21 protein-coding genes are annotated in these 26,811 nt (G+C 66.4%); 13 read left to right on the top strand and 8 right to left on the bottom strand.

Annotation, left to right across the window (positions count from 1 at the left end; genetic code table 11):
• The first annotated feature begins 74 nt into the window (after positions 1-74).
• The 11 genes from paoA (at position 75) to AC4BCN_RS14075 (ending at position 15,132) form a co-directional block, all read left to right on the top strand.
• Positions 75-722: an aldehyde dehydrogenase iron-sulfur subunit PaoA gene (gene paoA / locus AC4BCN_RS14025; RefSeq protein WP_490493552.1), complete on the top strand. Its 648-nt coding sequence runs from the start codon at positions 75-77 to the stop codon at positions 720-722.
• Complete coding sequence (locus AC4BCN_RS14030; RefSeq protein WP_490493553.1) at positions 719-1,678, top strand: FAD binding domain-containing protein; 960 nt, start codon at positions 719-721, stop codon at positions 1,676-1,678. Before paoA ends, AC4BCN_RS14030 begins: the two co-directional genes overlap by 4 nt.
• 4 nt (positions 1,679-1,682) lie before the next feature.
• Positions 1,683-3,881, top strand: a complete 2,199-nt coding sequence (gene paoC / locus AC4BCN_RS14035; RefSeq protein ID WP_490493554.1) for an aldehyde oxidoreductase molybdenum-binding subunit PaoC — start codon at positions 1,683-1,685, stop codon at positions 3,879-3,881.
• A gap of 125 nt (positions 3,882-4,006) precedes the next feature.
• Positions 4,007-5,644, top strand: a complete 1,638-nt coding sequence (locus tag AC4BCN_RS14040; RefSeq protein WP_490493555.1) for a response regulator — start codon at positions 4,007-4,009, stop codon at positions 5,642-5,644.
• On the top strand, positions 5,641-6,669 hold the full coding sequence (locus tag AC4BCN_RS14045; RefSeq protein WP_490493556.1) for an ABC transporter substrate-binding protein: 1,029 nt from the start codon (positions 5,641-5,643) through the stop codon (positions 6,667-6,669). The genes AC4BCN_RS14040 and AC4BCN_RS14045 overlap by 4 nt, the downstream gene beginning before the upstream one ends.
• Before the next feature lie 10 nt (positions 6,670-6,679).
• The gene (locus AC4BCN_RS14050) at positions 6,680-9,184 is read left to right on the top strand and encodes an ATP-binding protein (RefSeq protein ID WP_490493557.1); all 2,505 of its coding nucleotides are present in this window, start codon (positions 6,680-6,682) and stop codon (positions 9,182-9,184) included.
• 136 nt (positions 9,185-9,320) lie between these two features.
• The gene (locus AC4BCN_RS14055; protein ID WP_490493558.1) at positions 9,321-9,839 is read left to right on the top strand and encodes a sigma-70 family RNA polymerase sigma factor; all 519 of its coding nucleotides are present in this window, start codon (positions 9,321-9,323) and stop codon (positions 9,837-9,839) included.
• Positions 9,836-10,810, top strand: coding sequence for a FecR family protein (locus AC4BCN_RS14060; protein ID WP_490493559.1), 975 nt, complete (start codon positions 9,836-9,838; stop codon positions 10,808-10,810). The genes AC4BCN_RS14055 and AC4BCN_RS14060 overlap by 4 nt, the downstream gene beginning before the upstream one ends.
• A gap of 95 nt (positions 10,811-10,905) precedes the next feature.
• Positions 10,906-13,278, top strand: coding sequence for a TonB-dependent siderophore receptor (locus tag AC4BCN_RS14065; RefSeq protein WP_490493560.1), 2,373 nt, complete (start codon positions 10,906-10,908; stop codon positions 13,276-13,278).
• A 145-nt stretch (positions 13,279-13,423) separates the two neighbouring features.
• A complete protein-coding gene (locus AC4BCN_RS14070) occupies positions 13,424-14,056 on the top strand; it encodes a hypothetical protein (RefSeq protein WP_139248287.1) in 633 nt (210 codons plus the stop codon).
• An 89-nt stretch (positions 14,057-14,145) separates the two neighbouring features.
• On the top strand, positions 14,146-15,132 hold the full coding sequence (locus tag AC4BCN_RS14075) for a magnesium and cobalt transport protein CorA (RefSeq protein ID WP_139091886.1): 987 nt from the start codon (positions 14,146-14,148) through the stop codon (positions 15,130-15,132).
• Between the two features lie 10 nt (positions 15,133-15,142).
• Here AC4BCN_RS14075 and AC4BCN_RS14080 read toward each other — a convergent pair whose 3' ends face one another.
• Positions 15,143-15,841: an alpha/beta hydrolase gene (locus AC4BCN_RS14080; RefSeq protein ID WP_139091885.1), complete on the bottom strand. Its 699-nt coding sequence runs from the start codon at positions 15,839-15,841 to the stop codon at positions 15,143-15,145.
• 237 nt (positions 15,842-16,078) lie between these two features.
• Here AC4BCN_RS14080 and AC4BCN_RS14085 point away from each other — a divergent pair, with 237 nt between their 5' ends.
• Positions 16,079-16,456: a c-type cytochrome gene (locus AC4BCN_RS14085; RefSeq protein WP_456150969.1), complete on the top strand. Its 378-nt coding sequence runs from the start codon at positions 16,079-16,081 to the stop codon at positions 16,454-16,456.
• 36 nt (positions 16,457-16,492) lie between these two features.
• Here the strand turns inward: AC4BCN_RS14085 and AC4BCN_RS14090 are convergent, their stop codons facing one another.
• From AC4BCN_RS14090 to AC4BCN_RS14120, 7 genes are all read right to left on the bottom strand, one after another.
• Positions 16,493-17,338: a universal stress protein gene (locus tag AC4BCN_RS14090; protein ID WP_490493561.1), complete on the bottom strand. Its 846-nt coding sequence runs from the start codon at positions 17,336-17,338 to the stop codon at positions 16,493-16,495.
• A 34-nt stretch (positions 17,339-17,372) separates the two neighbouring features.
• Positions 17,373-19,178, bottom strand: a complete 1,806-nt coding sequence (locus AC4BCN_RS14095) for a PHA/PHB synthase family protein (protein WP_490493562.1) — start codon at positions 19,176-19,178, stop codon at positions 17,373-17,375.
• Between the two features lie 62 nt (positions 19,179-19,240).
• Complete coding sequence (locus tag AC4BCN_RS14100; protein ID WP_490493563.1) at positions 19,241-22,738, bottom strand: PAS domain S-box protein; 3,498 nt, start codon at positions 22,736-22,738, stop codon at positions 19,241-19,243.
• On the bottom strand, positions 22,735-23,877 hold the full coding sequence (locus AC4BCN_RS14105) for an FIST signal transduction protein (protein WP_139091879.1): 1,143 nt from the start codon (positions 23,875-23,877) through the stop codon (positions 22,735-22,737). Before AC4BCN_RS14105 ends, AC4BCN_RS14100 begins: the two co-directional genes overlap by 4 nt.
• A gap of 14 nt (positions 23,878-23,891) precedes the next feature.
• Complete coding sequence (locus AC4BCN_RS14110; protein WP_139091878.1) at positions 23,892-24,950, bottom strand: HD domain-containing phosphohydrolase; 1,059 nt, start codon at positions 24,948-24,950, stop codon at positions 23,892-23,894.
• Between the two features lie 51 nt (positions 24,951-25,001).
• A complete protein-coding gene (locus AC4BCN_RS14115) occupies positions 25,002-25,505 on the bottom strand; it encodes a chemotaxis protein CheW (RefSeq protein ID WP_139091877.1) in 504 nt (167 codons plus the stop codon).
• Positions 25,506-25,565: 60 nt separating this feature from the next.
• Positions 25,566-26,468, bottom strand: coding sequence for a GGDEF domain-containing protein (locus AC4BCN_RS14120; RefSeq protein WP_490490968.1), 903 nt, complete (start codon positions 26,466-26,468; stop codon positions 25,566-25,568).
• Positions 26,469-26,573: 105 nt separating this feature from the next.
• On the opposite strand from AC4BCN_RS14120, the gene AC4BCN_RS14125 reads away from it, so the two are divergent.
• Positions 26,574-26,765, top strand: a complete 192-nt coding sequence (locus AC4BCN_RS14125; protein WP_490490969.1) for a hypothetical protein — start codon at positions 26,574-26,576, stop codon at positions 26,763-26,765.
• Positions 26,766-26,811 lie beyond the last annotated feature (46 nt).

A 26,811-nucleotide genomic window follows, 5' to 3' on the forward strand; every position in this document is an offset into this window, starting at 1 on the left:
ATCGGGCCGTCAGACTGCTGCTTCGGGCCTGCATGCGCCCACCCAGCCAGTCCACAGCCAGGAGGAAGCGCGAGATGACAGACTGTAATGAAATTAATGCCGGCAGGCGCGGCTTGCTGATCGCCGGCGCGCTGTCGGCCACGGCCGCCGCCGTGCCCGGTGTGGCAGGCGCGGCGGGGGCTGTCGGCACGCCCGGCCGGGCGCCACCCGTGCTGATGAAAGTCAGCCTCGACGTCAACGGCCGGCGCCACAGCCTGGAACTCGACACGCGCACCACCTTGCTCGACGCCTTGCGCGAACACCTGCAGCTGACGGGCACCAAGAAGGGCTGCGACCACGGCCAGTGCGGCGCCTGCACCGTCATGCTCGACGGCCAGCGCATCAATGCCTGCTTGACTCTTGCCGTGATGCATGACGGCGCCAAGGTCACCACCATCGAGGGGCTGGGTACGCCGGAGAAATTGCATCCGATGCAGGCCGCCTTCATCGCGCACGACGGCTACCAGTGCGGCTATTGCACGCCGGGGCAGATATGCTCGGCCGTCGCCGCGCTGGGCGAGATCCGCCAGGGCATTCCCAGCCATGTCAGCGCGGACTTGAACGCGGCCCCGCAGGCGACGCCGGAAGAACTGCGCGAGCGCATGAGCGGCAACATCTGCCGCTGCGGCGCCTACTCCAACATCATCGAGGCCATCACCGAGGTGGCGGGGAGGCCGGCATGAGGGTATTCAGCTACCAGAAGGCCACTTCACCGGCCGAAGCGGCGGCGGCCGCCGTGAACACGCCGGGCGCCAGATTCATCGCGGGCGGGACGAATCTGCTCGACCTGATGAAGCTGGAAATCGAGACGCCGGCACACTTGATCGACGTCAATGGCCTCGCGCTGGATACGGTGGAAGCAACAAAGGATGGCGGCTTGCGCATCGGCGCCCTTGTGCGCAACACGGCGCTGGCCGCGCACGCCACCGTGCGGCGCGATTATGGCGTGCTGTCGCGCGCCTTGCTGGCCGGCGCTTCGGCGCAATTGCGCAACAAGGCGACGACGGCCGGCAACCTCTTGCAGCGCACGCGCTGCCCGTATTTCTATGACACGAACCAGGCTTGCAACAAGCGCGTGCCGGGCAGCGGCTGCTCGGCCATAGTCGGCTTCAGCCGACCGCTGGCCATCCTGGGCGGCAGCGATGCCTGCATCGCCACGCACCCGAGCGACATGGCCGTGGCCATGCGCGTGCTCGACGCCGGCATCGACACGGTGCGGGCCGATGGCAGCACGCGCAGCATCCCCATCGCCGATTTTTACCGCTTGCCGGGCAACACGCCGCACGTGGAAACCGTGCTGCAGCCCGGTGAACTGATCACCAGCGTCACCTTGCCCCCGTCCGTTGGCGGCACGCAGGTCTACCGCAAGGTGCGCGACCGCGCTTCATACGCGTTCGCGCTCGTATCCGTGGCGGCCATCATCTTGCCCAATGGCACGGGCAGGCTGGCCCTGGGCGGCGTCGCGCCGCAGCCGTGGCGCGTGTCCGCCGCCGAGCAGGCCATGCCCGAGGGGGCCGCCGCCGTGAGTGAACGCCTGCTGGCCGGCGCCCATCCCACTGACGACAATGGCTTCAAGGTGACCCTGGCGCAGCGCACGATTGCCTCGGTGCTGGCGCAAGCACAAGCGAAGAAAGGCTAGGGCCATGAAATTTTCGACACCTGCGACCACCAATCCCATCGACCAGCTGAAAATCGTGGGCCGCCCCACGGACCGTATCGACGGCCCCCTGAAAACCACGGGCACGGCGCCGTATGCATATGAACAGAACAAGGCCGCGCCGCATGCGGCCTATGGTCATGTCGTCGGCGCGGCCATCGCCAAGGGGCGCATTGCCTCGATCGACACGAGCGCCGCGCGGCGCGCACCGGGCGTGCTGGCCGTGATGACGGCCGAGTCGGCCGGCAAGCTGGGGAAAGGCAAGATGAACACGGCAAAGCTGCTGGGTGGACCGGACATTGAACATTACCACCAGGCCATCGCGCTGGTGGTGGCGCAAACCTTCGAGCAAGCCCGCTCGGCCGCACAGTTGCTTGACGTCAAGTATGTCGAGCAACAGGGCGTGTTCGACCTGGCCAAGGCCAAGGGCGGCGCTACCAAGCCGAAAGATGGCAAGCCCGACAGCAAGACGGGCAATTTCGCCGGCGCCTATGCCCATGCTCCCGTGCGCCTGGACGCCACGTACACGACGCCCGACCAGTCGCACGCCATGATGGAGCCGCACGCCTCGATTGCCGCCTGGGAAGGCGACAAGGTGACGGTGTGGACGGCGAACCAGATGGTCGACTGGGGCCGCGGCGACCTGGCCCGCACCTTGGGGCTGTCGAAAGACAAGGTGCGTATCGTTTCGCCGTATATCGGCGGCGGCTTCGGCGGCAAGCTGTTCGTGCGCGCGGAAGCCTTGCTGGCAGCCCTGGGCGCGCGCGCGGCCCGGCGTCCCGTCAAGGTCGCCCTGGCGCGGCCCCTGATGATCAACAACACGACGCACCGGCCCGCCACCATCCAGCGCCTGCGCATCGGCGCCACGCGCGACGGCAAGATCACGGCCATCGGCCATGAATCGTGGTCCGGCGACTTGAAAGGGGGGCAGCCGGAAACGGCCGTGATGCAGACGCGGCTGCTGTATGCGGGACCGAACCGCATGACGGCCATGCGCCTGGCCGTGCTCGACTTGCCGGAAGGCAACGCCATGCGCGCGCCGGGCGAGGCGCCGGGCATGATGGCGCTGGAAATCGCGATGGACGAGATGGCGGACAAGCTGAAAATGGACCCCATCGTCTTTCGCATCCTGAACGATACGAAAGTGGACCCGGAAAAACCGAGCCGTCCATTCTCCCAGCGCCGTTTGATCGATTGCCTGCGCACGGGCGCCGTGGAATTCGGCTGGAAGGAGAGAGCGGCGCAGCCGGGCACGCGGCGCGACGGCCGCTGGCTGGTGGGCATGGGCGTGGCAGCCGCCTTCCGCAACAACCTCGTCATGAAGTCCGCCGCCCGTGTGCGTCTTGACGGCAACGGTATCGTGACCGTGGAAACGGACATGACGGACATCGGCACGGGCAGTTACACCATCATCGCGCAGACGGCGGCGGAAATGCTGGGCGTGACCTTGAACAAGGTCGTCGTGCGCCTCGGCGATTCGGATTTTCCCGTCTCGGCCGGTTCGGGCGGGCAATGGGGCGGCAACAGTTCCACGGCCGGCGTGTACGCGGCCTGCGTGCGCCTGCGCCAGGCCATCGCCGGCAAGCTGGGCTTCGATGAGAAAGAGGCGCGCTTTTCCGATGGGCAAGTGAGCCAGGGCGAGCGCAGCGTGCCGCTCGCTGCCGCCGCCTACCATGGCGACGTCGTCGCGGAAGACCATATGGAATACGGCGACCTCGATAAAAAATTCCAGCAATCGACGTTCGGCGCCCATTTCGTCGAAGTGGGCGTGGACGGCGACACGGGCGAAGTGCGCGTGCGCCGCATGCTGGCCGTGTGCGCGGCCGGGCGCATTTTGAACCCGAAAGCGGCGCGCAGCCAGGTGATCGGCGCCATGACCATGGGCGTGGGTGCGGCCCTGATGGAAGAACTGGTGGTCGACCAGCGCCGCGGCTTCTTCGTCAACCACGACCTGGCCAGCTACGAAGTACCCGTGCACGCCGACATTCCGCACCAGGACGTCATCTTCCTCGATGAAACGGACCCCACGTCTTCGCCCATGAAAGCCAAGGGCGTGGGTGAGCTGGGCATCTGCGGCGTGGCGGCGGCCATCGCCAATGCCGTCTACAACGCGACGGGGGTGCGCGTGCGCGACTATCCGCTGACGCTCGACAAGCTGCTGCGGGGGCTGCCCGTGACGGGCTGACATCTGCCTGGCGTCCTGGCGTGCGTGACAATGCGTGTATTTTTGGTAATTTTCAAGTGCTATGCTCGGAACGCATGTTGCGGGGAAAATTTCCGGTCCGCAATGCCATGCCGCCAGGAGAATGCATGAACAGCTCATCAATGCCGCCGCGGTTACTGATCGTCGATGACGAGCTGGCGCATGTGCGCGCGCTGTGCGACACCTTGCGCGGCCAGGCATACGACACGACGGGGCTCGCTTCGGGCGAGGCGGCGCTGTCGCTGCTGGCCGCCGAATCGTTCGACCTGCTGCTGGTCGACCTGATGATGCCGGGCATGAACGGCATCGCCGTGGTGGAAGCGGCGCGCAAGATCGATCCCGACCTGGCCTGCATCATCATGACGGGCGAAGGCACGATCGCCTCGGCCGTGCAGGCCATGAAGGCGGGCGCGCTCGATTACGTCGTCAAGCCGTTCAAGGTGTCGGGCATCCTGCTGATACTGGCGCGGGCCCTGGAAACGCGCCAGCTGCGCATCGCCAATGCGCGCCTGGAACTGCTGCTGCGCCAGCACACGGCCGAACTCGACGCCATGAACAAGGATTTGCAGCTGGCCCGCGAAGTGGCCGAGCGGGCAAACCAGGAAAAGACCAATTTTTTGTCCAGCATGAGCCACGAGCTGCGCACGCCGCTCAACGCCATCATGGGCTTTTCGCAGATGCTGATGTCCGATTCCATCCCCTCGACGGGGCAGGAAAAGAAAACCTTTGCCTCGCACATCTTCGGCGCCGGCCGGCATTTGCTGACCCTGATCAACGACATTCTCGACATCGCCAAGATCGAGTCGGGCAATATGTCGCTGTCGATGGAACCCGTGAGCCTGGCCGACATCTACCACGAATGCTGGCAGATGATGGAACCGCTGGCGCACAAGCGCGGCATCACCCTGACGTTCGTCGAAGCGGGCGGCGTGCATGTGCTGGCCGACCGCACGCGCCTCAAGCAGGTGCTGATCAACCTGCTGTCGAACGCCGTCAAGTACAACCGGGAACAAGGCGAGATCCACGTCGATTGCCAGCCCGTCGACGCGCGCCAGCTGCGCCTGTCCGTGCGCGACACGGGCGGCGGCATGAGCGCCACACAGCTGGAGGCGCTGTTCCAGCCCTTCAACCGCCTGGGACGCGATGCGCGCGACGAGGAGGGCACGGGTCTGGGGTTGGTGGTCAGCAAGCGCCTGGCCGAAGCCATGCAGGCCAGGCTGGGCGTGGCCAGCACGCCCGGGCGCGGCAGCACCTTCTGGCTCGATATCGCCAGTTGCCCGGCGCGCCAGCCGCCGCAGGACAGTGCGCGCCTGCCCATCATTTCCCGTCCCGCCGAAATGCTACGGCTGCCGGACCGCAAGACGCTGCTGTATGTGGAAGACAATCCCCTGAATGTGACCCTGGTGGCGGGTTTGATCCATTTCCGTCCCGATCTCGACCTGCTGTCGGCCGGCGACGGGCAGACGGGCCTGGACATGGCGCGCCGCCACGTGCCGCAGCTGATACTGATGGATAGCGACCTGCCCGACATCAGCGGCACGCAAGTCATGCAGCTGCTGCGTGCCGATGCCCGCACCGCGCATATTCCCGTCATCGCCCTGACGGCCTTGGCCGGGCCCGGCGATATCCGCCAGGGGCTGGCGGCGGGCTTTTACCGCTATCTCACCAAGCCGATCGACGTAACGGCGTTTTCCGAAGCCGTCAACAGCGCGCTGGAGTCGGCCACGGCGCAGTGCAGCGCATGAGCGGCCTTGCACCGGGGCGGTGGATGGCCAGGCTGGCGGTCATCGCGTTGTTGCTGGCGCTGGTTGCCGTGGCCATCTGGCAGCTCAATGCCCGTCCCGCCGCGCCGCCCGGCCCCGTGGAAGTGCTGCGCCTGGCCGTGAATGCGGATTACGTGGGCAGCTGCCCCGTCCTGGCCGCGCACGGACAGGGGCATTTCGCGCGCGAAGGCATCGACGCGCGGCTGCAGCCGTACTCGTCGGGCAAGGCGTCGATGGAAGCCGTGTTGCAGGGCAAGGCCGACCTGGGCACGGTTTCCGATATTCCCGTCGTGCTGGCCAGCCTGAAGAAGCAGTCCGTCGTCATCATCGCCAGCATCTTCGAGGCCGAGCGCGACCACGGCATCGTGGGGCGCCTGGACCGCGGCGTGTCCACGCCCGCCAGCCTGAAGGGCAAGCGCATCGGCGTGACCCTGGGCACGTCCGGCCAATTCACGCTGGACGCCTTTTTGAACCGCCAGAAGCTGCTGCCCGCCGAAGTCACCTTGCGCAACTACGCGCCCGAGCAGCTGGCCGGAGCGCTGGCGCGGGGCGAGATCGATGCGGCGGCCGGCTGGGAACCGTTCCTGACGGGCATGACGCATGCCATCGCGGGCAAGGCGGCCATCTTCTATGGCGAGGATGTCTATGCGGGCCTGTTCAACGTGGCCGGCACGGACGGCTATGTGCGCAGCCACCCGGCCACGGTGCGCAAGGTGCTGCGGGCGCTGATTGCCGGCGCCCGTTTTTGCCAGGACGAGCCTGCCGCCGCGCGCGCCCTGTTTGCCAAGGCATCGGCCAGCGAGACGGCGCGCCTGCAGGCAGCCTGGCACGGTTACCGCTTCGGCGTCGTGCTCGACCAGGGCTTGCTGCTGGCGCTGGAAGACGAGGCGCGCTGGGCCATCAGGAACCGGATGGCCGAGCGCGGCGACATGCCGAACTTCCTCGACGCCGTCTACCTGGACGGCCTGGAAGCCGTGGCGCCATCGGCCGTGACGGTCATTCATTGAGAAGGCCACCGTGAAAATCGTAACGCGTTTCAAGCTGGCCGAACTGTTTTGCGTGGTGCTCGTGGCCATCATCGTCGCCATGCTGTTTTCCACCACCATGGCGATGCAGCGCGAACTGGCGAAGAACAAGGCGGCGGCCGATATCCTGCAAGCCGTCACGTCGCTGCGCTACCTGTCGATCGAATATGCGCTGCACCATGGCGAGCGCACGCGGGCCCAATGGCAGCTGCGCAGCGAATCGCTGTCGTCGGGCCTGCTGGCCACGCCCGCCTTCAGCACGGGCGAGGAGCGCGCGCTGCTGCTGAAATTGCAGGGCGACCTGGCCGGCGTGGGCGGCCTGTTCCACCTGTTTGTCGCGAACCACCGCGAGCTGGGGCAGGACCCGCAGCGGCGCGAAGTGTTGGACGAGCTGGAGTCGCGCCTGTCCGGCCAGATCATGGGCAAGGTGCAGGGCATGATTTCGGAGGCGATGCGGCTGTCCGAGTTGAGCCGGCAAGGGGTGCTGGAGGCGCAGCAGCGGGCCAACGTGGCCGTGGTGCTGTTTGGCGGCATGATCATCGCGCTGGTGGCCGGCCTGATTTACTTCACCATGACCAGCGTCACGGGACCGCTGGAAAAGCTGCGCCAAGGCACCCTGATCGTCGGCGCCGGCAAGCTGGACTTTTCGCTCGGCGTGCACACCAAAAATGAAATCGGCGACCTGGCGCGCGCCTTCGACGGCATGACGGAAAAGCTGCGCCGCACCACCGTCTCGCGCGACGAGCTGGCGCACACGAATGCCGCCCTGGAAACGCAGATCGCCGAACGCCAGCTGGCTGAGCGCAAGGTGCATGAACAGCTCGAGCGCCTGAACCTGCTGCAGCAGATCACGCGTTCGATCGGCGAGCGGCAGGACTTGCGCAGCATTTTTCAGGTGGTGGTGCGCAGCCTGGAAGAGCAGCTGCCCATCGATTTCAGCTGCATCTGCCTGTACGAACCGTCGCAGCACGCGCTGCAGGTGACGTGCGTGGGCGTGCGCAGCGAGGCGCTGGCGCAGTCGTTCATGATGAGCGAACACGCGCACATTCCCATCGACGAGAATGGCCTGTCGAGCTGCGTGCGCGGCAAGCTCGTGTATGAAGCCGACATCGCCGGGGTGGCGTTTCCGTTTCCGCAGCGCCTGGCGCAAGGGGGACTGCGCGCCCTCGTCATGGCGCCGCTGCTGGCCGAAAACACGGTCTTCGGCATTCTGATCGTGGCACGCCGCGCCGCAAACAGCTTTACCAGCGGCGAGTGCGAATTCCTCAGCCAGCTGAGCGAACACGTGGCGCTGGCGGCCAACCAGGCGCAGCTCTACGGGGCGCTGCAGCGCGCGTATGACGATTTACGCCAGACGCAGCAGTCGGTGATGCAGCAGGAACGCCTGCGCGCGCTGGGGCAGATGGCCAGCGGCATCGCGCACGACATCAATAACGCCATTTCTCCCGTGGCCCTGTACACGGAATCGCTGCTGGAGACGGAAACCAGTCTCAGTCCGCAGGGCCGGCATTGCCTGGAAGTGATCGAACGCGCCATCGACGACGTGGCCGCCACCGTGGCGCGCATGCGCGAATTCTATCGCCAGCGCGAACCGCAACTGGCGCTCTCGCCCATCGACGCCAACCTGGTGGTGCAGCAGGTGCTGGACCTGACGCGCGCGCGCTGGAGCGACATGCCGCAGCAGCGCGGCATCGTCATCGTCCTGCGCACGGAGCTGGCCGACGGGCTGCCCATGCTGCCCGGCAGCGTGGGCGAATTGCGCGAAGCGCTGACGAACCTCGTCTTCAATGCCGTCGACGCCATGCCCGATGGCGGCACCCTGACCGTGCGCACGGCCAGCGTGGGCGCGCCCGGCCAGGTGCTGATCGAAGTGGGCGACACGGGCGTCGGCATGGACGAGAACACGCGCCGGCGCTGCCTGGAACCGTTTTTCACCACCAAGGGCGAGCGGGGCACGGGCCTGGGCCTGGCCATGGTGTACGGCATGATGGAGCGCCATGGCGCCAGCATCGACATCGTCACGGCGCCGGGGCAGGGCACGGCGGTGCGCCTGGCTTTTCCCGCTTGCGCGGCGGATGCTGGCGAGCCGGCGCCCGACGCGGCCCACGCCGTGCCGCCGCGCCTGCGCATCCTCGTCGTCGACGACGACCCGATGGTGCTCAAGTCCCTGCGCGACATACTGGAAATCGATGGCCACGACGTGGTGTCCGCCGATGGGGGCCAGGCCGGCATCGACAGCTTCCTGGCCGCGCGCGACCGGCACGAAGATTTCGAGGTAGTCATCACGGACCTGGGCATGCCCCACGTGGACGGGCGCAAGGTGGCCAGCGCCGTGCGCCAGTGTTCGCCGGCCACGCCCATCATCATGCTCACGGGCTGGGGCCAGCGCCTGGCGGCCGACAGCGACTATCCCGAACACGTCAACTGCGTGCTGGGCAAGCCGCCCAGGCTGAAGGAGTTGCGGCGCGCCCTGAATGCGGTCATCTCGACGGCATAGCGTGCTGCGGCATCCCTCGTCCTTCAAGACTGCTGCTGCGTTGTCGGCGCCTGACAGCACTTGCAACCGTGCGGGGCAGCCTCCAGTCCCTGCAATATAATGAGAATCATTATCATTAAAGACGCCGGATCCGCTCTTGTCTGCCTTGCCTTTCCCTTCGAATGACGCCACGCTGGCCGCCAGCCTGTTTACGGGCCACCAGGGGTGGCTGTTGCAGCGCTTGCTGTTACGCCTGCGTAACCGGGCGGAGGCGGAAGATGTCACTTCGGAAACCTTTGTGCGCGTGCTGCATGCGGGGCGGCTGGCCGCCATCCGCGAGCCGCGCGCCTATCTCACGACGGTAGCGAAAAGCATCTTGCTGCAGCAGTGGCGGCGGCGCGATATCGAGCAGGCCTATCTCGACACCCTGGCGCTGCTGCCGGACGCCGTCCAGCCATCGCCCGAGGAACGCGCCGTACTGCTCGAAGCGCTGGAGCGGCTGTCGCGCGCGCTCGATACCTTGTCCGTCAAGGCGCGCAGCGCCTTTCTCATGAGCCAGCTCGACGGCCTCACGTATGCGCAGATCGCGGCGCAGTTGGGCGTATCGGCCAGCATGGTGCGCCAGTACATGGCGCAAGGCTTGCGCTGCTGCCTGGCCGCCGCGGAGCCGGCATGAGCATGTCCGCTGCGGTACAGGACGCCGCCATCGGCTGGCTGGTCGAACTGAGTTCGGGCGAGGCGGACGCGGCCCAGCATCAGGCCTTCGCCCGCTGGCTGGCCGCCGATGCGCGCCATGCGGCCGCGTGGCACACCCTGGGGCAGGCCGTCGAGCACAGCGTCGGCCCGCTGCAGGCGGCGGGCGGGGCGGGGACCGTCGGGCAAACCCTGGCGCGCGCCGCCCGGCACGATGAGCAGCGGCGCCAGTGGCTGCAGGGCGCCCTGTGCCTGGCGGGCGCGGCCTTCGGCGGCGCCTGGCTGCTGCGCGGCAGCCCGTTCTTGCCGGACTGGAGCGCCGACCTGCATACGGCTACGGCCAAGCGGGGCCGCTACACGCTGGCCGACGGCAGCGTGCTGACTTTGGATGCCCGTTCCTCGGCCGATACGGACGTCACGCATGAACATCGCCACGTCACCTTGCGCCAGGGCCAGCTGCTGGCCAGGGTGGCGCACGCGGCAAATGTCCCATTTCTGCTGCGCAGCGCGCACGGCACGGTGACGGCGCCGGGCGGCGAACTGATGCTGCGGCGCGAAGCGCAGGCCACCGTGGCGCTGGCCCTGCGGGGCGATCTCGACGTGCGTCCGGCCGGCAAGGGACTGGCGCGCGTGCTGCGCCAGGGCCAGGCGGCGCGCTTCGACGCGGACCGGCTGACCATGCTGCCTGGCCTGGCGCCAGGCCAGGCGACGGCGTGGGAGCAGGGCATGCTGGTGGCCGTCGACCAGCCGCTGGGCGAAGTGGTGGCCGCCTTGCGGCCGTACCGCCACGGCTACATCGACATCACGGCGCAGGCGGCGGCGCTGCGCGTGTCCGGCAATTACTCGCTCGACGACAGCGGAGCCACCTTGCTGGCGCTGGCCGAAACCCTGCCCGTCACCTTGCGCCAGGGACCCGGCGGCTGGTGGACTGGCCTAGATGTGAAGGCGGGCTGACATTATTTTTGCGCCGGCACTGTCACTTTTGGCGCGCCGCGACTCATACCTGGTGTAGCCCCACTTTTCCTTCACCACCAAGATAGAGTCCCAGCATGCCACCATTGTTGATGCGCCAGATTCCCCTGGCTGTAATGTTACTTTCCTGCGCCGTGCCCACCGTCCTGGCGCAAACGCCAGCGGCGCAAATGGCGCCAGCCACCGTGCGCTATGACGTGCCGGCCCAGCCCCTGAACGCCAGCCTGATCGCGATTGCCAGCCGTGGCGGCGTGCGCATTTCCATCGATGCGGACCTGGCGCGCGGCGCCAGCGGCGTGGCCGTGCACGGCGATTTCACGGCGGAGCAGGCCTTGCGCCGCGCCTTGCAGGGCACGCAGCTGGCCCTGCTCAAGACCGATAGCGGCGTCTATACCGTGCAAGCGGCGGCGCCACAGGCCGCCGCCCATCCCGAGGCAACGATGCCGGAAGTGGTCATCACCACCAATTACCTGGGCCAGGTGACGGAAGACACGGGTTCGTACACGACGGGCGCCGTCAGCACGGCGAACCGCCTGGTGCTGTCGCCGCGGGAGACGCCGCACGCGGTCAGCGTCGTCACGCGCCAGCAGATGGACGATTTCGGCCTGGTGCAGCTGAGCGAAGTGCTGAACCACACGCCGGGCGTGTACGTGCAGCACATCGACAGCGAACGCACGATTTACTATGCGCGCGGTTTTTCGCTCGACAATTTCAGCTACGACGGCTTGCCGTGGACGCGCGACGCCTCGCTGAACCTGGGTGAGTCCCTGGCCAATATGGACCTGTACGACCGGGTCGAGGTGCTGAAGGGCGCGAATGCGCTGATGAGCGGCGCCGGCACGCCGGGCGCCACGGTCAACCTGATCCGCAAAAAACCCACGCGCGAACTGCGCGCGCTGGCCGACCTGTCGGCTGGATCGTGGAGCAATTACCGCGGCATGGCGGATGTGGGCGGACCCCTGAACGACAGCGGCAGCGTGCGCGCGCGCGCCGTGGCCTCGTACCAGGACAAGCACTCGTTCGTCGACCGCTACCAGCGCCGCTCCGAACTGGCTTATGGCACGCTGGAGGCGGACCTGTCGCCGCGCACCTTGCTGACCGTGGGCGCCGACTACCAGCATACGGTGCCGCGCAATAGCGACTGGGGCGGCGCGCCCCTGTTCGACGCGGACGGCAACCGTTTCACCATGCCCCGCTCGTTCAACGGCGCGCCCACCTGGAGCACGCAGCAGACGCAAGCCAAATCCGTCTTCGCCTCGATCGAGCACACGTTCGACAATGGCTGGCTGGCCAATCTGCGCCTGATCCACCAGGCCAACGCCCTGTACGCGCCCGTCGCCTACCTGGACGGTTTCCCGAGGGCGGACGGCAGCGGCACGTCCGTCACGGCGCGCCAGTACAACAGCGACGCCACCAGCAATGGCCTCGACGTGTACGCCAAGGGGCCGTTCACCTTGCTGGGCCGCACGCATGAACTGGTGGTGGGCGCGAACGCCTACCGCAAGCAGTCGGACGACGTTTTCAGCCCGTATTCCTTCATCAAGGTCGATAATATCTATACTTACCGGGGCATGGTCGCTGAGCCGAAGTGGGAACTGGACACGGCCCGTGAAGTCATCCGCCAGAAGGCCGTGTATGCGACGGGCCGCTTTTCGCTGCCGCAGGGCGTGCACGTGATCATGGGCGGGCGCCTGTCGTCCTACGTCAACCCAACGGCCGAGATCGATGAAGCGTCGATCTTCACGCCGTATGCGGGCCTGACCTGGGACTTCGCGCCAAACCTGACGGCGTTTGCCAGCTACAGCGACATCTTCAGTCCGCAAAACAGCCGTGACGTCGACAACAAGACACTGGACCCCGTGCTGGGCAAGAATATCGAGGCGGGCGTGAAGGGCGTATTCCTCAACGGCCGCCTGAACGCCAGCGCGGCCGCGTTCGAGGTGCGCCAGGATAATTTCGCCGAGTCTGTCGACGCCGTGAACAAGGTGACGGGCATGGACGCCTACCGCGCCATCGACGGCGTGCGCTCGCGCGGCGTGGAGCTGGAAGTGTCGGGCCAGCTGATGCCGGGCTGGCAGCTGCAGGCCGGCTACACGCACAAGATCGCGCGCGACGCTGCCGGCAAGGTCAACACGCTGGCGCCCGAGGACCAGCTCAGCCTGTATAGCACCTGGCAGCCGATGCCGCGCCTGACGCTGGGCGGCGGCGCCCGCTGGCAATCGCACACCTGGCAGCAAACCCGGGCCGTGCGCGGCGGCACCACCACCGTGCACCAGGGCTCGTACGCCGTGTTCGACGCCATGGCGCGCTACCAGGTCTCCGATCGCATGGCCCTGTCGTTGAACCTCAATAACCTGGGCGACCGCAGCTACTACGGCATCAGCACGGGCCGCAGGGTCAGTTACGGCGACCCGCGCAATGCGATGCTGAGCCTGAACTACCGCTATTGAGACGTGATGAGACGCGACGCGCAGGCAAACCGCACATTATAAAGTTGCCATATGGAAATATTTAATATATTATCTTTTATGGCAATATTGGTTATGTTGAATTAACTAATGTTTCGATGAAACCTACTTTGAATCTGGATTTCTTGTGCGTAAAGATAGTGTGCGTGGTGTATTGAGTGTCTTGCTGGCTGCGGCCAGCGTGAGTGCCTGGGCGGCCCAGGCGGGTGACGAAGTCGTGGCGAAGCCGGCGGTGGAAACGCCGGTGGCGCAGCCTGTTGCCGCGGAAGCGGCCGCCGTGCCCGCGGTTGCGAAACTGAGCCTGGTATCCTCGGGCGAGCAGATGGTGGTGGACTACGGCACCAGTGGCAGCAAGGAGGAGTGCAAGGACTTCACGCCGGCGGGCAAGGTGTACGACGCCACGACCTTGCGCGAGAAATTGTTGCCGTTTATCTCGAAGATGGTCGAGCGTTCGCGGCGCATGACGGGCGTGTTGCCGGAAGTGCAGAAGACGCTGACGGCGGGCGTACCGGTCTGGGTGCAGGCTTACGCCGATTGGCCGGCCGAACACGGCTTGCGCGCCGGTTCCTGCGGCCCGCTGACCTTGCAGCTGACGCCGGAAGCGGGCAAGACATATCAGGTGGAATTCCGCTTCCTTGGTGAAAACAAGTGCAAGCAGGTGCTGCTCGATGTGACGGATCCGGCGGCCAGGCAGGAAATCGAGGCGCCCGTCACCGCCGCCTGCGCGGCGCCGAAAAAATCGCTGTTCGGCCTGTTCTAAGCTTCGTTGCGGGCGACGGTGGCCAACTTAACAGAGTGACAGTGTCATTCCGCTATACTGACGGCCCGACATCGTAGCCCGAAAATCACATGGACTTGAGTACCCACGCCGCCGTCGTCAATTGCGAAGCGTATCGCGACGGCAGGAAGATCGCCCACTTCGACATCGACAAGGTGGGCGACTTTCTCGGCGACCCCGATTGCTTCGTCTGGATCGGCATGGCCGGCCCCGACGCCACGGCCATGCAGGCGCTGCAATCGGCCTTCGGCTTGCACGAACTGGCCGTCGAGGATGCGCAGGGCGCGCACGAGCGGCCCAAGCTGGAAGAGTACGGCGACACCCTGTTCATGGTGATGCATACGGCCACTCTGGACGGCGAGGCCATCGTTTACGGCGAAACCCACGTCTTTCTCGGTCCACGCTTCATCATCACGGTGCGCCATGGCCCCTCGGCCGGCTATGCGAAGCTGCGCGAGCGCAAGGAAAGCGTGCCCGATAAACTGGCCAGCGGCCCCGGCTACGTGCTGTATTCCATCATCGATTTCATCGTCGACCAGTACCAGCCCTGCATCGACCATTTGCAGGCCCGCTTCCAGCACTATGAACTGCAGCTGTTCAAGCCCAGCCTCTCCGAAGACAAGCTGCAGGATTTCTACCAGCTCAAGACGGAGTTGCTCAAGCTCGACGCGGCCGTCAACCCCCTGCACGACATCTGCACCCAGCTCATCCGTTTCCACGGCGACATCGTGCCCAAGGAAAACCGCATCTATTACCGCGACATTCTCGACCACGTCAAACGGGTCACGCATACGGCGGGGCAGATGCGAGAGCTGGTCAATTCGGCCATGCAGGTGGCGCTGGGGCAAATCTCGATCCGCCAGAACGAGGTCGTCAAGCGCCTGGCCGCCTGGGCCGCCATCCTGGCCGTGCCCACCATGGTCTTCAGCCTGTACGGCATGAACTTCGAATTCATGCCGGAACTGAAGTGGCGCGGCAGCTATCCGGCCGTGATCGCCATCATCATCGGCGGCTGTGTCTGGCTGCACCGGCGGTTGAAGCGCGAAGGGTGGCTGTAGCGCAGCCCGCTTAGCCGCCCGCCACCGCGCCTGCCGCCTCGAGGATCAGCGCCGCCACTTCCACAGGGCGCGAAGCCAGCGAGGCGTGGCTGGCGTTCAGCGTGATGACTTTCCGCGCATTCAGCCGCGCGGCCATGCGCTCCTGGTTGACGGGGGAAATCATGCGGTCGGCGCTGGAAATCTGGTACCAGCTGGGTTTGTGCTTCCAGGCTGGCTCGCTGACGGTGTCGCCGAAGGTGCTGGCCAGCGGCGCTTTCTGCACCACGCCCAGCACGGCGCCTTCTTCCGCATCGAGATCCTGGCAAAAGCTGTCATGGTACTGCTCGGGCTTGACCCACAGATAGCCGTCGCTGTCGCCCTCGAGGCTGGCCGCGCCGATGGGCGGGTGTTCCTGCGTGATGCTGCCCGGGCTTTCGCCCGCGTCGGGCGCGAAGGCGGCGATGTAGACGAGGCCCGCAACATTCGGCGCGTTGCCGGCCACGCTGATGACGGCGCCGCCGTAGGAGTGTCCTACCAGCAATACCGGGCCATCGACTTGCGCCACCATCTTGCGCGTGCGCTCGGCGTCGTCGGCCAGCGACGTCAACGGCAGTTCGACGGCACGGATGGCCGTGTGGCCGTGGCGCCGCAATTCGACAATGACGCGGCTCCAGTGGGCGGCGCCGCCCCAGAAACCGTGGACGAGGACGATGGTGGCTTGCTTGCTCATGCGAATACTCCTTGTGGCGGTAGCGCCGACGGGGTGCGACACAGGCCGCGCGGCCCGTCAGCAGGCAGCCACGCAGTGTCCAGCCTGGTTATTGTAGGCCGTTCCCCGGCTGCACGCATCGCTTATCGAATGAGCAATTCCGGTTAAAATATGATCTGGAGCATCGAGTGTCGCAGCGACCCATGCGGGTTTGCCCTGAGCCAGCTCCGATTGATATCAATAACAAACTACATGACAATGAAATTAGTATTCACCGCTACGCTGGGCCTTTTATCGCTGCTTCACACATCGACCTCCTTCGCGGAGAACGTGAATGGAAAAAATCTCTACATGCAGCGATGCGCGGTGTGCCACGGAGCGGAGATCAAGGGAACAGGGCCGTTGGCAAATAAAAGCAATCCCCGTACCCCCGATCTGACCACCGCCGCTTTCAAGAAACGGCTCAATGAGTATCCGGGCGTGATCGTCTCGTCGGTCATCCTTCGCCCGAATGGCGACCTGATTCCGAAAACCCTGAAAGAAAATGGCGTCAAGATTGCGCCGCACGCCTGGAGCGTGAAGGATTTTCGCGATCTGAATCAATACATGAGCGGCGTGATTTTACAAAAACGATGACGCCGCACGGCATGCCGACATGACCGAACGGCCGCGCTAGTGCGACACCAGCACCGGTAAGGTCATCTCCTGCAGCACCGTGCGCGTGACGCCGCCCAGCAGCGCTTCGCGCAGGCGCATGTGGCCGTAGCAGCCCATCACGAGCAGGTCGCAGTGCCGCTGGGACGCCATGGCCAGCAAGGCCGTGCCCACGTCCTGGCCCGGCGGCGTGTCGTGCTGCACCACCTCGACGTTGACGCCGTGGCGCGCCAGGTACAGGGCCAGGTCGGCGCCCGGCTGCTCGCCATGCGCGGCCAGCTGGGCGTGCGAATTGACGACGGCCAGGGTCACCTGCCGCGCCCCTTGCAGCAGCGGCAGCGCATCGGTGATGGCGCGCAGCGCTTCGGCGCTGCCGTTCCAGGCCAGCAGCGGATGCTGCGCGGCGCCCGCTGGCGCGGCGGACGGCGCGTGCGGCACCATCAGCACGGGCCGGCCGCAATGGAGCATCAGGTATTCGGGCGTGCCGGCGATGACGCGCGACGGCGTATCCTGCGCATCCGTCTGGCCCAGGATCAGCAAGTCGCAATATCGGGCCTGCAGCAGCAGCGCGCCTTGCGCGTCGTCGTCGACGAAGCGCGTTTCGTAGGTTCCCAGGCCTTCTTCGCGGGCGATGCGCTCGAAGTCGTGCAAGGCCTCGCTGGCCTGGGAGCGCAGCGCCTGCATCTGCGCCGGCGCAAATTGCAGCGCGTTGACGCCGCCGCCATACGCGTAGCGCGAGATGCCGCTCATGGCCGAGCCGATCAGGTGAGCGCCTTCGGCAACGGCCAGGCGCACGGCCAGGCGGATGCGCTGGGCGCAGTGGCGGGAATTGTCTACGTGGACCAGCAGGGTGGTGTAGGGCATGGCGTTTTCCTCGGTTGTCGCTTGGTTGTCTGTGTCAGGATTGCAGCACGTAGCGGCCCGGCGCATCGCCCAAGGCAGCCACCATGGGCGGTGGCGCCACTTGCGCGTCGGAGTGCTGCGCCAGCCACGCCTGCCAGGCGGGCCACCACGAACCGTCGTGGTGTGGCACGTCGCGCTGCCAGCTGTCCGCGTCGATGTAGGGCGCGTCGTGGCGGTGCGTGGCCAGCTGGTAGCTGCGGCGCGGCTGGCCCGGCGGCGAGACGACGCCCGCATTGTGGCCGCCCGAGGTGAGCAAAAAGGTGACGTCCGTGTCGGTCAGCAGCTGCAGCTTGTACACGGAGCGCCATGGCGCCACGTGGTCGGTCAGGGTGCCGACGGCAAAGATGGGCGCATCGATGTCGGGCAGGGCGATGTGACGGCCCGCCGTGCGGTAGCGGCCTTCGGCCAGGTCGTTGTGCAGGAACAGACGGCGCAGGTATTCCGAGTGCATGCGGCAGGGCATGCGCGTGGCGTCCGCATTCCAGGCCATCAGGTCGCTGTCCTGCTCGTCTTGTCCCAGCAGATAATGGCGCAGCTGGCGCGACCAGATCAGGTCGTTCGAGCGCAACAGCTGGAAAGCGCCCGCCATCTGCTTCGTATCGAGGTAGCCCTGCTTCCACATGGCCGCTTCCAGGAAGCTGACCTGGCTCTCGTCGATGAACAGCGACAGTTCGCCCGGCTCCTTGAAGTCCACCTGCGACGCCAGCATGGTGAGGCTGGCCAGGCGCGCATCGCCGTCGCGCGCCATCGTGGCGGCGGCGATCGCCAGCAGGGTGCCGCCCAGGCAGTAGCCGGCCGCGTGCACCTGCGGTGCGCCCGTGATGCGGAGAACGGCGTCGAGCGCCTCCATCACGCCCAGCTGGCGGTAGTCTTCCAGCGACAGCTCGCGGTCTTCTTGCGTGGGGTTTTTCCAGGAAATCATGAACACCGTGTGGCCCTGGCCCACCAGATAGCGCACCAGCGAATTGTGCGGCGACAGGTCGAGAATATAGAACTTCATGATCCACGCGGGCACGAACAGCAGGGGCGTCGCGTGCACCGTGGCGGTCGTGGGCGCGTACTGTATCAATTCGATCAAGTCGTTGCGGTAGACCACCTTGCCCGGTGTGACGGCCACGTTCCCGCCTACCTTGTAGCGGCGCGTGTCGGGGGCATACGGTCCCATGGCGGCGCGCTGCCAGTCTTCGGCCAGGTGCTGCGCGCCGCGCGCCAGGCTGGCGCCGCCGCTCTCGAGGGCCGCTTGCTGCACCACGGGATTGGTCAGCATGAAGTTTGACGGCGCCAGCATGTCGAGCCACTGGCGCACGGTGAACGTGACGACATCCTCGTGGTGCGGCGCGACGCCGCGCACACCCGTGGTGGCGCGGTGCCACCATTGCTGCTGCAGCAAGAAGCCCTGGTAGACGAGGTTGTATGGCCAGCGCCGCCAGGCCGGATCGTCGAAGCGCCGGTCCTGCGGCAGCGGCGCGATGCATGGCGGCTCCGAGGTGCCGCCGGCCATGGCCGATTGCAAGGCATATTGCTGCCAGCGGCCGATCTTCTTCCACGCTTCTTCCAGCAGGGTTTGCTGCTTCGACGGCGCCAGCGCCAGGTGGCCGAGCCAGTCGGCATAGGCGTTGCCCAGCGCGGCCGGCGAAATGCCGCCCGTAAACTTGCCCAGCCAGGCGTTCAGCAGCAAGTCCAGGGTGGCGCCTTCCGGCGCGCTTTCCGGATAGTCGGGCGCCGGCCCGCCTTGCCAGGCGCTGCCCAGGCGCTCATGTTCAACGTCGTGTTCCGCATGGCTCGGCTGCGTCTTGCTCATCCAGGGCTCCTGTCATTTTTTTACAGGATAGCAAGAGCTTGTTCAAAAAATTATGATCTACATCAAGTTTGGCCGGATGCGTGCAGCATGTGGCTTGCCGCCTGGATGGCCGTGTCCGTTTCCTGCACAAACAGCCGCAGCTGCTCGTCCAGCGCATCGAGCCGCGCCAGCAACGCACCCTGCGGCGCCTTTGCCGCTTCGCGCTCGATGGCGGCGGCAATGGCGACGGCCGGTGCGGCGCGGAAGTTGGCCAGCAAGCCGGCCAGGGTGTGCGCCTGCCGGCTGACGGTGGCCCGGTCGCCCGCCCGAAGGGCCGCGCGCAGGGCCTCCAGCTGCGCCGGCAAGCCGGTCAGGAACGATGCGCCGATGATGCCGATCACGTCGGCGTCGGCCTGGGCCAGCGCGGCGCCGTAGCCGAAGCGCGGCGTCTGTTTGTTTATCTGCAGCACATGCTGCTCGATCAGGCGGTGGAAGGCGGCCGTGCGGAACGGCTTGGACAGGTAGTCGTCCATGCCGCCGGCGATGCAGCGTTCGCGGTCGCCTTCGAGAGCGCTGGCCGTCATGGCGATGATGACGCTCCGCGGCATGCCTTGCGCTTCGCGTGCGCGGATCTGCGCGGTGGCTTCGAAACCGCCCATCTCCGGCATTTGCAAGTCCATCAGTATCATGTCGAAATGGCCGGCGGCCTGGCAATCGAGGGCGATGCGGCCGTTTGCCGCATGCGTGACGCGGTGGCCCGCATTCGACAGCAGCACGGTGGCCAGTTCGCGGTTCATGGCGTTGTCCTCGACGAGCAGGATGTCCAGGCCGGGCATGCTTTCGCGTACGGCCTGGCGCGTCGCCACGGGCGCGGCGCTGGGCATGCCGCGGCGGGTGCCCAGCACGCTCATGGCGACGGTCAGCAATTCCTCGGGGCTGGCAGGTTTGAGCAGGTAGCCGCCGATGCCCAGTTCGCGGCAGCGCGCCGCGTCGCCCAGGCTGCCGCAGGACGACAGCATGACGATGGGAGCTTGGCTCCAGTGGGGCAGGGCGGCCAGCGCCGATGCCGTGTCGAAGCCGTTCATGCCGGGCATGGCGAAGTCCATGATGATGCAGTCCGCCGGCAAGGCGCCGCGGCAGTGCGCCAGCGCCGCCTCGCCCGACTCGCAGGCGGTGACCGTGGCGCCGCTGTGCTCGAAGATCCGGCGCAGGATGGTCAGGCTGCTGGGATTGTCGTCCACCAGCAGGATGTTGCGTGCGGCCAGCGAGGCGCCGGGCGGCGGCGCCAGGGGCTGCTGCTCGCCGATGGGCAGGGCCAGGTCCACGGTGAAGCAGCTGCCCTTGCCCAGTTCGCTCGTCAGGCCGATGCCGCCATCCATCATCGTCACCAGGCGGCGCGTGATCGACAGGCCCAGTCCCGTGCCGCCGAAGCGCCGCGTGGTCGACCCGTCTTCCTGCTGGAAGGCGTCGAAGACAGCCTCCTGCATGTCGGCGGCGATGCCGATGCCCGTGTCGCGCACGCTCAGGCGCAGGCTGGCCACGCCATCGCCGCTGGCGCGCAGCCGGGCGCTGACAACCACCTCGCCCTGCGGCGTGAACTTGATGGCGTTGCCCGCCAGGTTGGTCAGCACCTGGCGCAGCCGGCCCGGGTCGCCGAGCAGGGTGTGCGGCAGCGCGGGATCGACGTCGAGCACCAGTTCCAGGCCGCTGGCCTGCGCCCGCATGGCGTGGGCGCGCATGGTTTCCTGCAGCAGCTGGCGCAGGTCGAAGGGGATGCTTTCCAGGGTCAGCATGCCCGCCTCGATCTTCGAGAAATCGAGGATGTCGTTGATGATGCACAGCAGGGCGTCGGCCGAGGCCTTGACGATTTCCAGGTATTTGCGCTGGTGGGCATCGAGCTCGGAATCGAGCACCAGGTCCGTCATGCCGAGGATGCCGTTCATCGGCGTGCGGATCTCGTGGCTCATGTTGGCCAGGAATTCGCTCTTCGAGCGGCTGGCCGATTCGGCCACTTCCTTGGCCAGCAGCAGCGCGCGCTCGGCCGCCTTTTGGCTGGAAATGTCGACGATGGTGCCCACCAGGCCGTGCAGGCTGCCGTCGGACTTCAGCAGGGCCGCCTTGCTGCACAGGACATCGACCTGCCGCGTGCCGACGGTCAGCCGGTCTTCATACGACTGGTTGCCCCGGTCCTGCAGCAGTGCCAGGTCGTGCTGCAGCGCTTGCTGCGCCTGCTGCTGCGGCAGGATGTCGGCCACCGTCAGACCCGGGATGCGCGCCTGGTCGAGCTGGAAGAAGGCGCAGAAGGCGCGGTTGGCGCGCAGGTAGCGGCCCTGCACGTCCTTCAGGTACAAGGGGATAGGGATGGTTTCGATCAGCGCATCGACGAAGTTGAGGTTGTGGCGCAGCTCGCGCGCCGCCTGGCGCCGCTCCGTGATGTCCGTCAGGCTGCCCGTGATGCCGGCCAGCTGGCCCTGGCCATCGCGTTCGGCGCGCGCGCACACGTCGATCCAGCGCACGTCGCCGTCGCGGGTCACGTAGCGCGCTTCATGGCGCATGCTGTCGACCTGGCCGCCCAGCAGCTGGGACAGGCCGGCCGCGGCGCGCTCGCGGTCGCGCGGGTCGACGAATTGCAGCACGCTCTGGCCCAGGCTGTCGGCGGCGCCGAAGCCCGTGATGGTGTGCCAGGCGGGATTGAGGAAGGTCCAGGCGCCGTGCAGGTCCGTGCGGAAGACCACTTCGTTGAGGCTGTTGACGACGTTGCGGTATTCGCGCTCGCTTTTCGCGATGGTCTCGGCCATGCGCTTGCTGTCGCTGATTTCCGTGCGGATGGCGATGTACTGATAGGGTTTTCCGGCCGCGTCGAGGAAGGGCACGATGGTGGCGTCGACCCAGTATTGCCCGCCATCCTTGGCATGGTTGCAGATTTCGCCGTGCCACACGTGGCCGGCCGTAATGGTTTGCCACATCTGCGCAAAGAAGGCGTCCGGATGCGCGCGCGAATTGATCAGGCGGTGCGTCTTGCCGACCAGCTCTTCGCGCGCGAAGCCGCTGATGGCGCAGAACTTGTCGTTGACATAGATGATGACGCCGGCCGTGTCCGTGATGCTGACGATGGCATGCTGGTCCATCGCGAAGCGCTGGTTCTGCAATTCGATGCGGCGCAGTTCCTGCTGCGACACCAGCTCGGCCAGCAGCACCGACAGGCCTTCGATATCGTCCTCCTGCGGCAGGCGCAGGCCGGAATCGTTGTTGTCGAGCAGGCGCACGGCCGCCACGCGCAGCGACTGGATCACGCGGTTGCGGCTGGCCAGTTCCGTGCGCAGCAGGTCATTCGTCATGCTCAGTTCATTCGAACTCAGTTCCAGGCTGCGCGAGCGCAGGTCCAGGTCGCGTTCGGACTGTTCGTAGGCGCCGTCGATGCGCTGCAGCAGGGCTGGCAAGCCGGCCAGGAAACCGGCCAGTTCGGGCGGCGTGTCCGCCTGTCCGCACAGTGTTTGCGCCTGTTCCAGCAGGGCGGCGCAGGCCGCGTCCGAGTCGATATCGCAGACGCGGTTCAATTGGCGTGCCAGGGTGCGGTTCATGCTTCGCTCAACACAGTCACGGTCATCGTCTGGTTGTGCAGCTGGCAGGCGCCATGCGGCTGGGCGATGCCGATTTCGCCGTTCGAGTAAAAGCCGGCGATGCAGGGCGCGCCGCCCAGCAGGTCGGCCACGGCTTCGACCTCTTCCTCGGCCCGGTCGCCCATCACCAGCTTGCGCCCCACGCAGCTGACCAGCAGGGCCAGCTGGTCGCCCTGCGCATCGGCGTGGGGGGCGACGCCGCGCGCGGCCGTCTCGGCCCCGTCGATCAGCCGGTTGGTACTGGAATGCATCAGCCTCAGGTAGCCGTCGGCGAGGATGTCGCCGGCCAGGGTCAGCGAACCTTGTTCTTCATCGATGGCGAGGATGGTGCGAAAGACATTGCTTTTTTCATGCGCGGCCGTGAGCATTTCAAACGGGAACAGCAGGCCTGAAGCGGGCAGATCGCGCGCGTGGTCGCCCAGGTACAGCTTGTAGATGTCGAGCGCCCGCGCGCCATCGAGGCCATACAGCACGTTGTCGACGCAGCGCGTCACCTTGCGCGCGGGGCCGAACGCTTCCCAGCCCGCATGGCTGCCGTAGCCGAGGCGGATGCGTTCGCCGTACAGGCCGACGGCGACGATGGTATTGTCGGCCGCGCCGCGCGGGCCCAGGGTCCACGTCTGGCGGAAGGCGCCGCCGTCCGCCGCCAGCCCGCCCGACACCGTCACGCCAGGCGGCAGGTTCGACTGCAGGCCCGCGATCAGGGCGCTGCCGTTGATGGCCACGCCCGTGCCCAGCATGAAGACGGCCGTCAGGCCACCGTGCGGCAGGGCCTGCGCCAGGCGCTCGCCCGTGTCGTGCGAATCGGCCATGTCGCAGATGATGGCGTCGGCAATCGCCACCGTGGTGTGGACAAAGCGGATGGCCGTGATGACGCAGCTGTCGTCGTAGACGCGCTTGCCGGCGATCTCGCCTGCCGTGGAGCAGCCGGTGATGATGGTGTCGGGCAGCTGGCGGCGCAGCGCCGCCGTGAGGTCGGGCGTGGCAAAGTAGGGGCAGGCGCCGAAGACCAGCACCAGGTCGGGGCTCATGGCGGCCAGCGGCGCCAGGGCCGCATCGATGTCGGCACGGTTTTTCAGGATCAGTTGTTGCACGCGCATGGCAGGCTCCTCGCTTACAGTGGGTGGGCGTGTTGCTGGACGGGGTCGGGCAGGCTGTCGCGGATGGCGAGCACCTCGTCCCAGGCGCCCAGGAAGGCGTCGAGGCACAGCGGGCAGAAATGGCTGCCCCGGTTTTCATCGAGGTACTGGCGCGCCTGCGCCAGAGGCCAGGCCGGCTTGTACGGGCGCTCCGAGCTGAGCGCGTCGAAGACGTCGGCCACGGCGACGATGCGCGCCGACAGCGGTATCTGCTCGCCCGCCAGGCCGTCCGGGTAGCCGCTGCCGTCATATTTTTCGTGGTGGCCGCAGGCGATTTCCTCGGCCAGGCGGATCAGCGGCGAATCGCTGCCGGCCAGGATATGGCCGCCGATTTTCGCATGCAGGCGCATGATGGCCATTTCATCGGGATCGAGCCGCCCCGGCTTGAGCAGGATATGGTCGGGCGTGGCCAGCTTGCCCACGTCGTGCATGGGCGCTGCCTTGAGCAGCAGGTCCTGCCATTGCGCATCCATGCCCAGGTTCCTGGCGATCAGCGCCGAGTAGCGCGCCATGCGCATGATGTGGGCGCCCGTTTCCGGGTCGCGGAATTCGGCCGCCCGCGCCAGGCGCGTGACCAGTTCCATCTCCCTGGCCGTGACGTTGGCGATGGCCTGGGCCACTTCGTGTTCGAGCAGCTTGGCGCGGTCGGCCAGCATGGTTTGCGCCGTGCGCAGGGCCAGCAGGTTGCGCACGCGCAGGCTGAATTCGATGGTGTCGACGGGCTTGGTGAGAAACTCGGTGACGCCCAGGGAAAAGGCCTGCTTGCGCACGGCGCGGTCGTTTTCCGTGGTCACCATGATGATGGGGATGTCGGCCATGCCGCCCATCTTGCGGAAAATGCTGAGGAACTCGTTGCCCGACAGGCTGGGCATGCGGTAGTCGAGCAAGACCAGGTCCGGCACGTGCGATTCGCACCAGTACAGCGCATCGACGGGATCGCTCATGCAGACCGTCTCGATGCTGCTGGCCTTGCACGCCAGGGTCGATAGCAGGCTCAGGTTGGTGTCGTTGTCATCGACGATCAGGATGCTCATGGTGTCTCCGGCGGATGGCGGTCAGGTGGCGGACGGACGGCGGTGGCTGGTTCAGGCCGCCAGCTCGCCCGTGGCGTGCATGCCCAGGCCCGCCAGCAGGCTGTCCATGTCGAGCACGATCAGCATGCGCTCGTCGAGGGCGCCGATGGCCGTCACGTGGCCGGCCATGGCCGAGCCGTGCAGCTGCGGCGGCGGCTTGATCTGTGCCGGCGCCAGCGGCACCACGTCGGCCACGCGGTCGACCACGATGCCGGTGGCGCCATGCGCGAAGACGAGGATGATCACCACCGTCGAGGCATCGTACGCGGGCTCGGCCTGGTCCAGCGCGATGCGCAGGTCGACCAGCGGCACGATGCTGCCGCGCAGGTGGATGAAGCCCTTGAGGAAGGCGGGCGCGTTGGCGATGCGGGTGACGGCGCCGTAGCCGCGGATTTCCTGCACCAGGCCGATGTCGATCGCGTATTCCTCCTTGCCCAGTCCAAAGACCAGCAATTCCCGTGCGCCCGCTTGCGCCGGTTGACCCGCTGCCGCGGCATGTGTCGTCGTCGTTTCCATGTGCTTGCTCCTGTCAGGTGCTGCGTACTGCATGAGACTGCGAGGATCGCCGGGCGGGGTTCAAGCCTGCTCGACGCGGTTGCGGCCATTCTTCTTGGCCTGGTACAGGGCGGCGTCGGCCTGCGTGAAGCCCGCTTTCCAGTCGCCGTCCGCCGGCAGCGGCGCCAGGCCGATGCTGATCGTCGCGGCGATGGGCGCGTGCTCGACATCGACCTGCGCCGCGGCCACGGCAAGGCGGATGCGCTCGGCCACCTGGCGCGCCCTGGCCAGGTCCGTATGGGGGAACAGCAAGCCGAATTCCTCGCCTCCCACGCGGGCGACGACGTCGGCGGCCCGTGCCTGGGCCAGGATGATGGCCGCGATGGCTTGCAGCACGGCGTCGCCGGCCGCATGGCCATGCTGGTCATTGACATGCTTGAAGAAATCGATGTCGGCGATGCCGATGGTCATCGGGTGGCCCGAGCGCCTGGAGCGCGCCGCCGTGCGCACGGCGTCGATCTCGAAGGCGCGGCGGTTGGGCAGCTGGGTCAGGGGATCGCTGAGGGCGATGCGCTGCAACTGCTGCCAGCGGGCCGCGTTCTGCTGTTCGATGGCCAGTTCGCGGCGCTGGTCGATGAAAAAGGCGCCCATGAAGTTTTCATCGTCGAGGGTGCCCAGGTCCATGGCTTTGAGCACGATGGGCAGCATCGTGCCATCGCGGTGGCGAATGGCGAAATGGCGCTTGTGGCCCAGCACCCTGGACTTCGTGTAGCCGGCCAGATATGCGCCGATCTGCGCGCCATGCTGCTCGCGCACGGCGTCGGGCAGCAGCGCCTCGATCGGCTGGCCTGGCAAGCTGCCCGCGGCATAGCCGCTCAGCGCATACATGGCGTCGTTCGCATAGCGGATGCGCGAGCCCGCATCGATGATGACGGCGGCGTCATCGGCGGCGTCGAGCAGGCGCAAGGCCAGGATTCTGTTCATCTGCTTGTCCCCTACAAAGAAGGTGGAGATGCCGTGCGGTCGAGGCAAAGAGGTCTGCCGAACCGCCCTGGGCGCTCCTTTATACTCATCATACATCAAATAAAAATGATTTCAACGAATATTGTGATTTTCATGATTTTATTTGGATTTTCGACACAGGCAAATCCGGAGCCGGGTGGCGTAAAAGCAGGCGGCGTGTCATTTCCCTCTATGGGGAGCAGAATTTTCGCCTTCGTCCTGCTTGCCGCCGGAAAGAAAAAACGATTTTTTCGTGAATTTATTTATTGTATTCGGTAAATTTATGTAGCAAAATGCAGTGAAGCAACACCATTTAATGTGGAGA

It is taken from the genome of Janthinobacterium sp. Bl 1 (assembly GCF_058215535.1).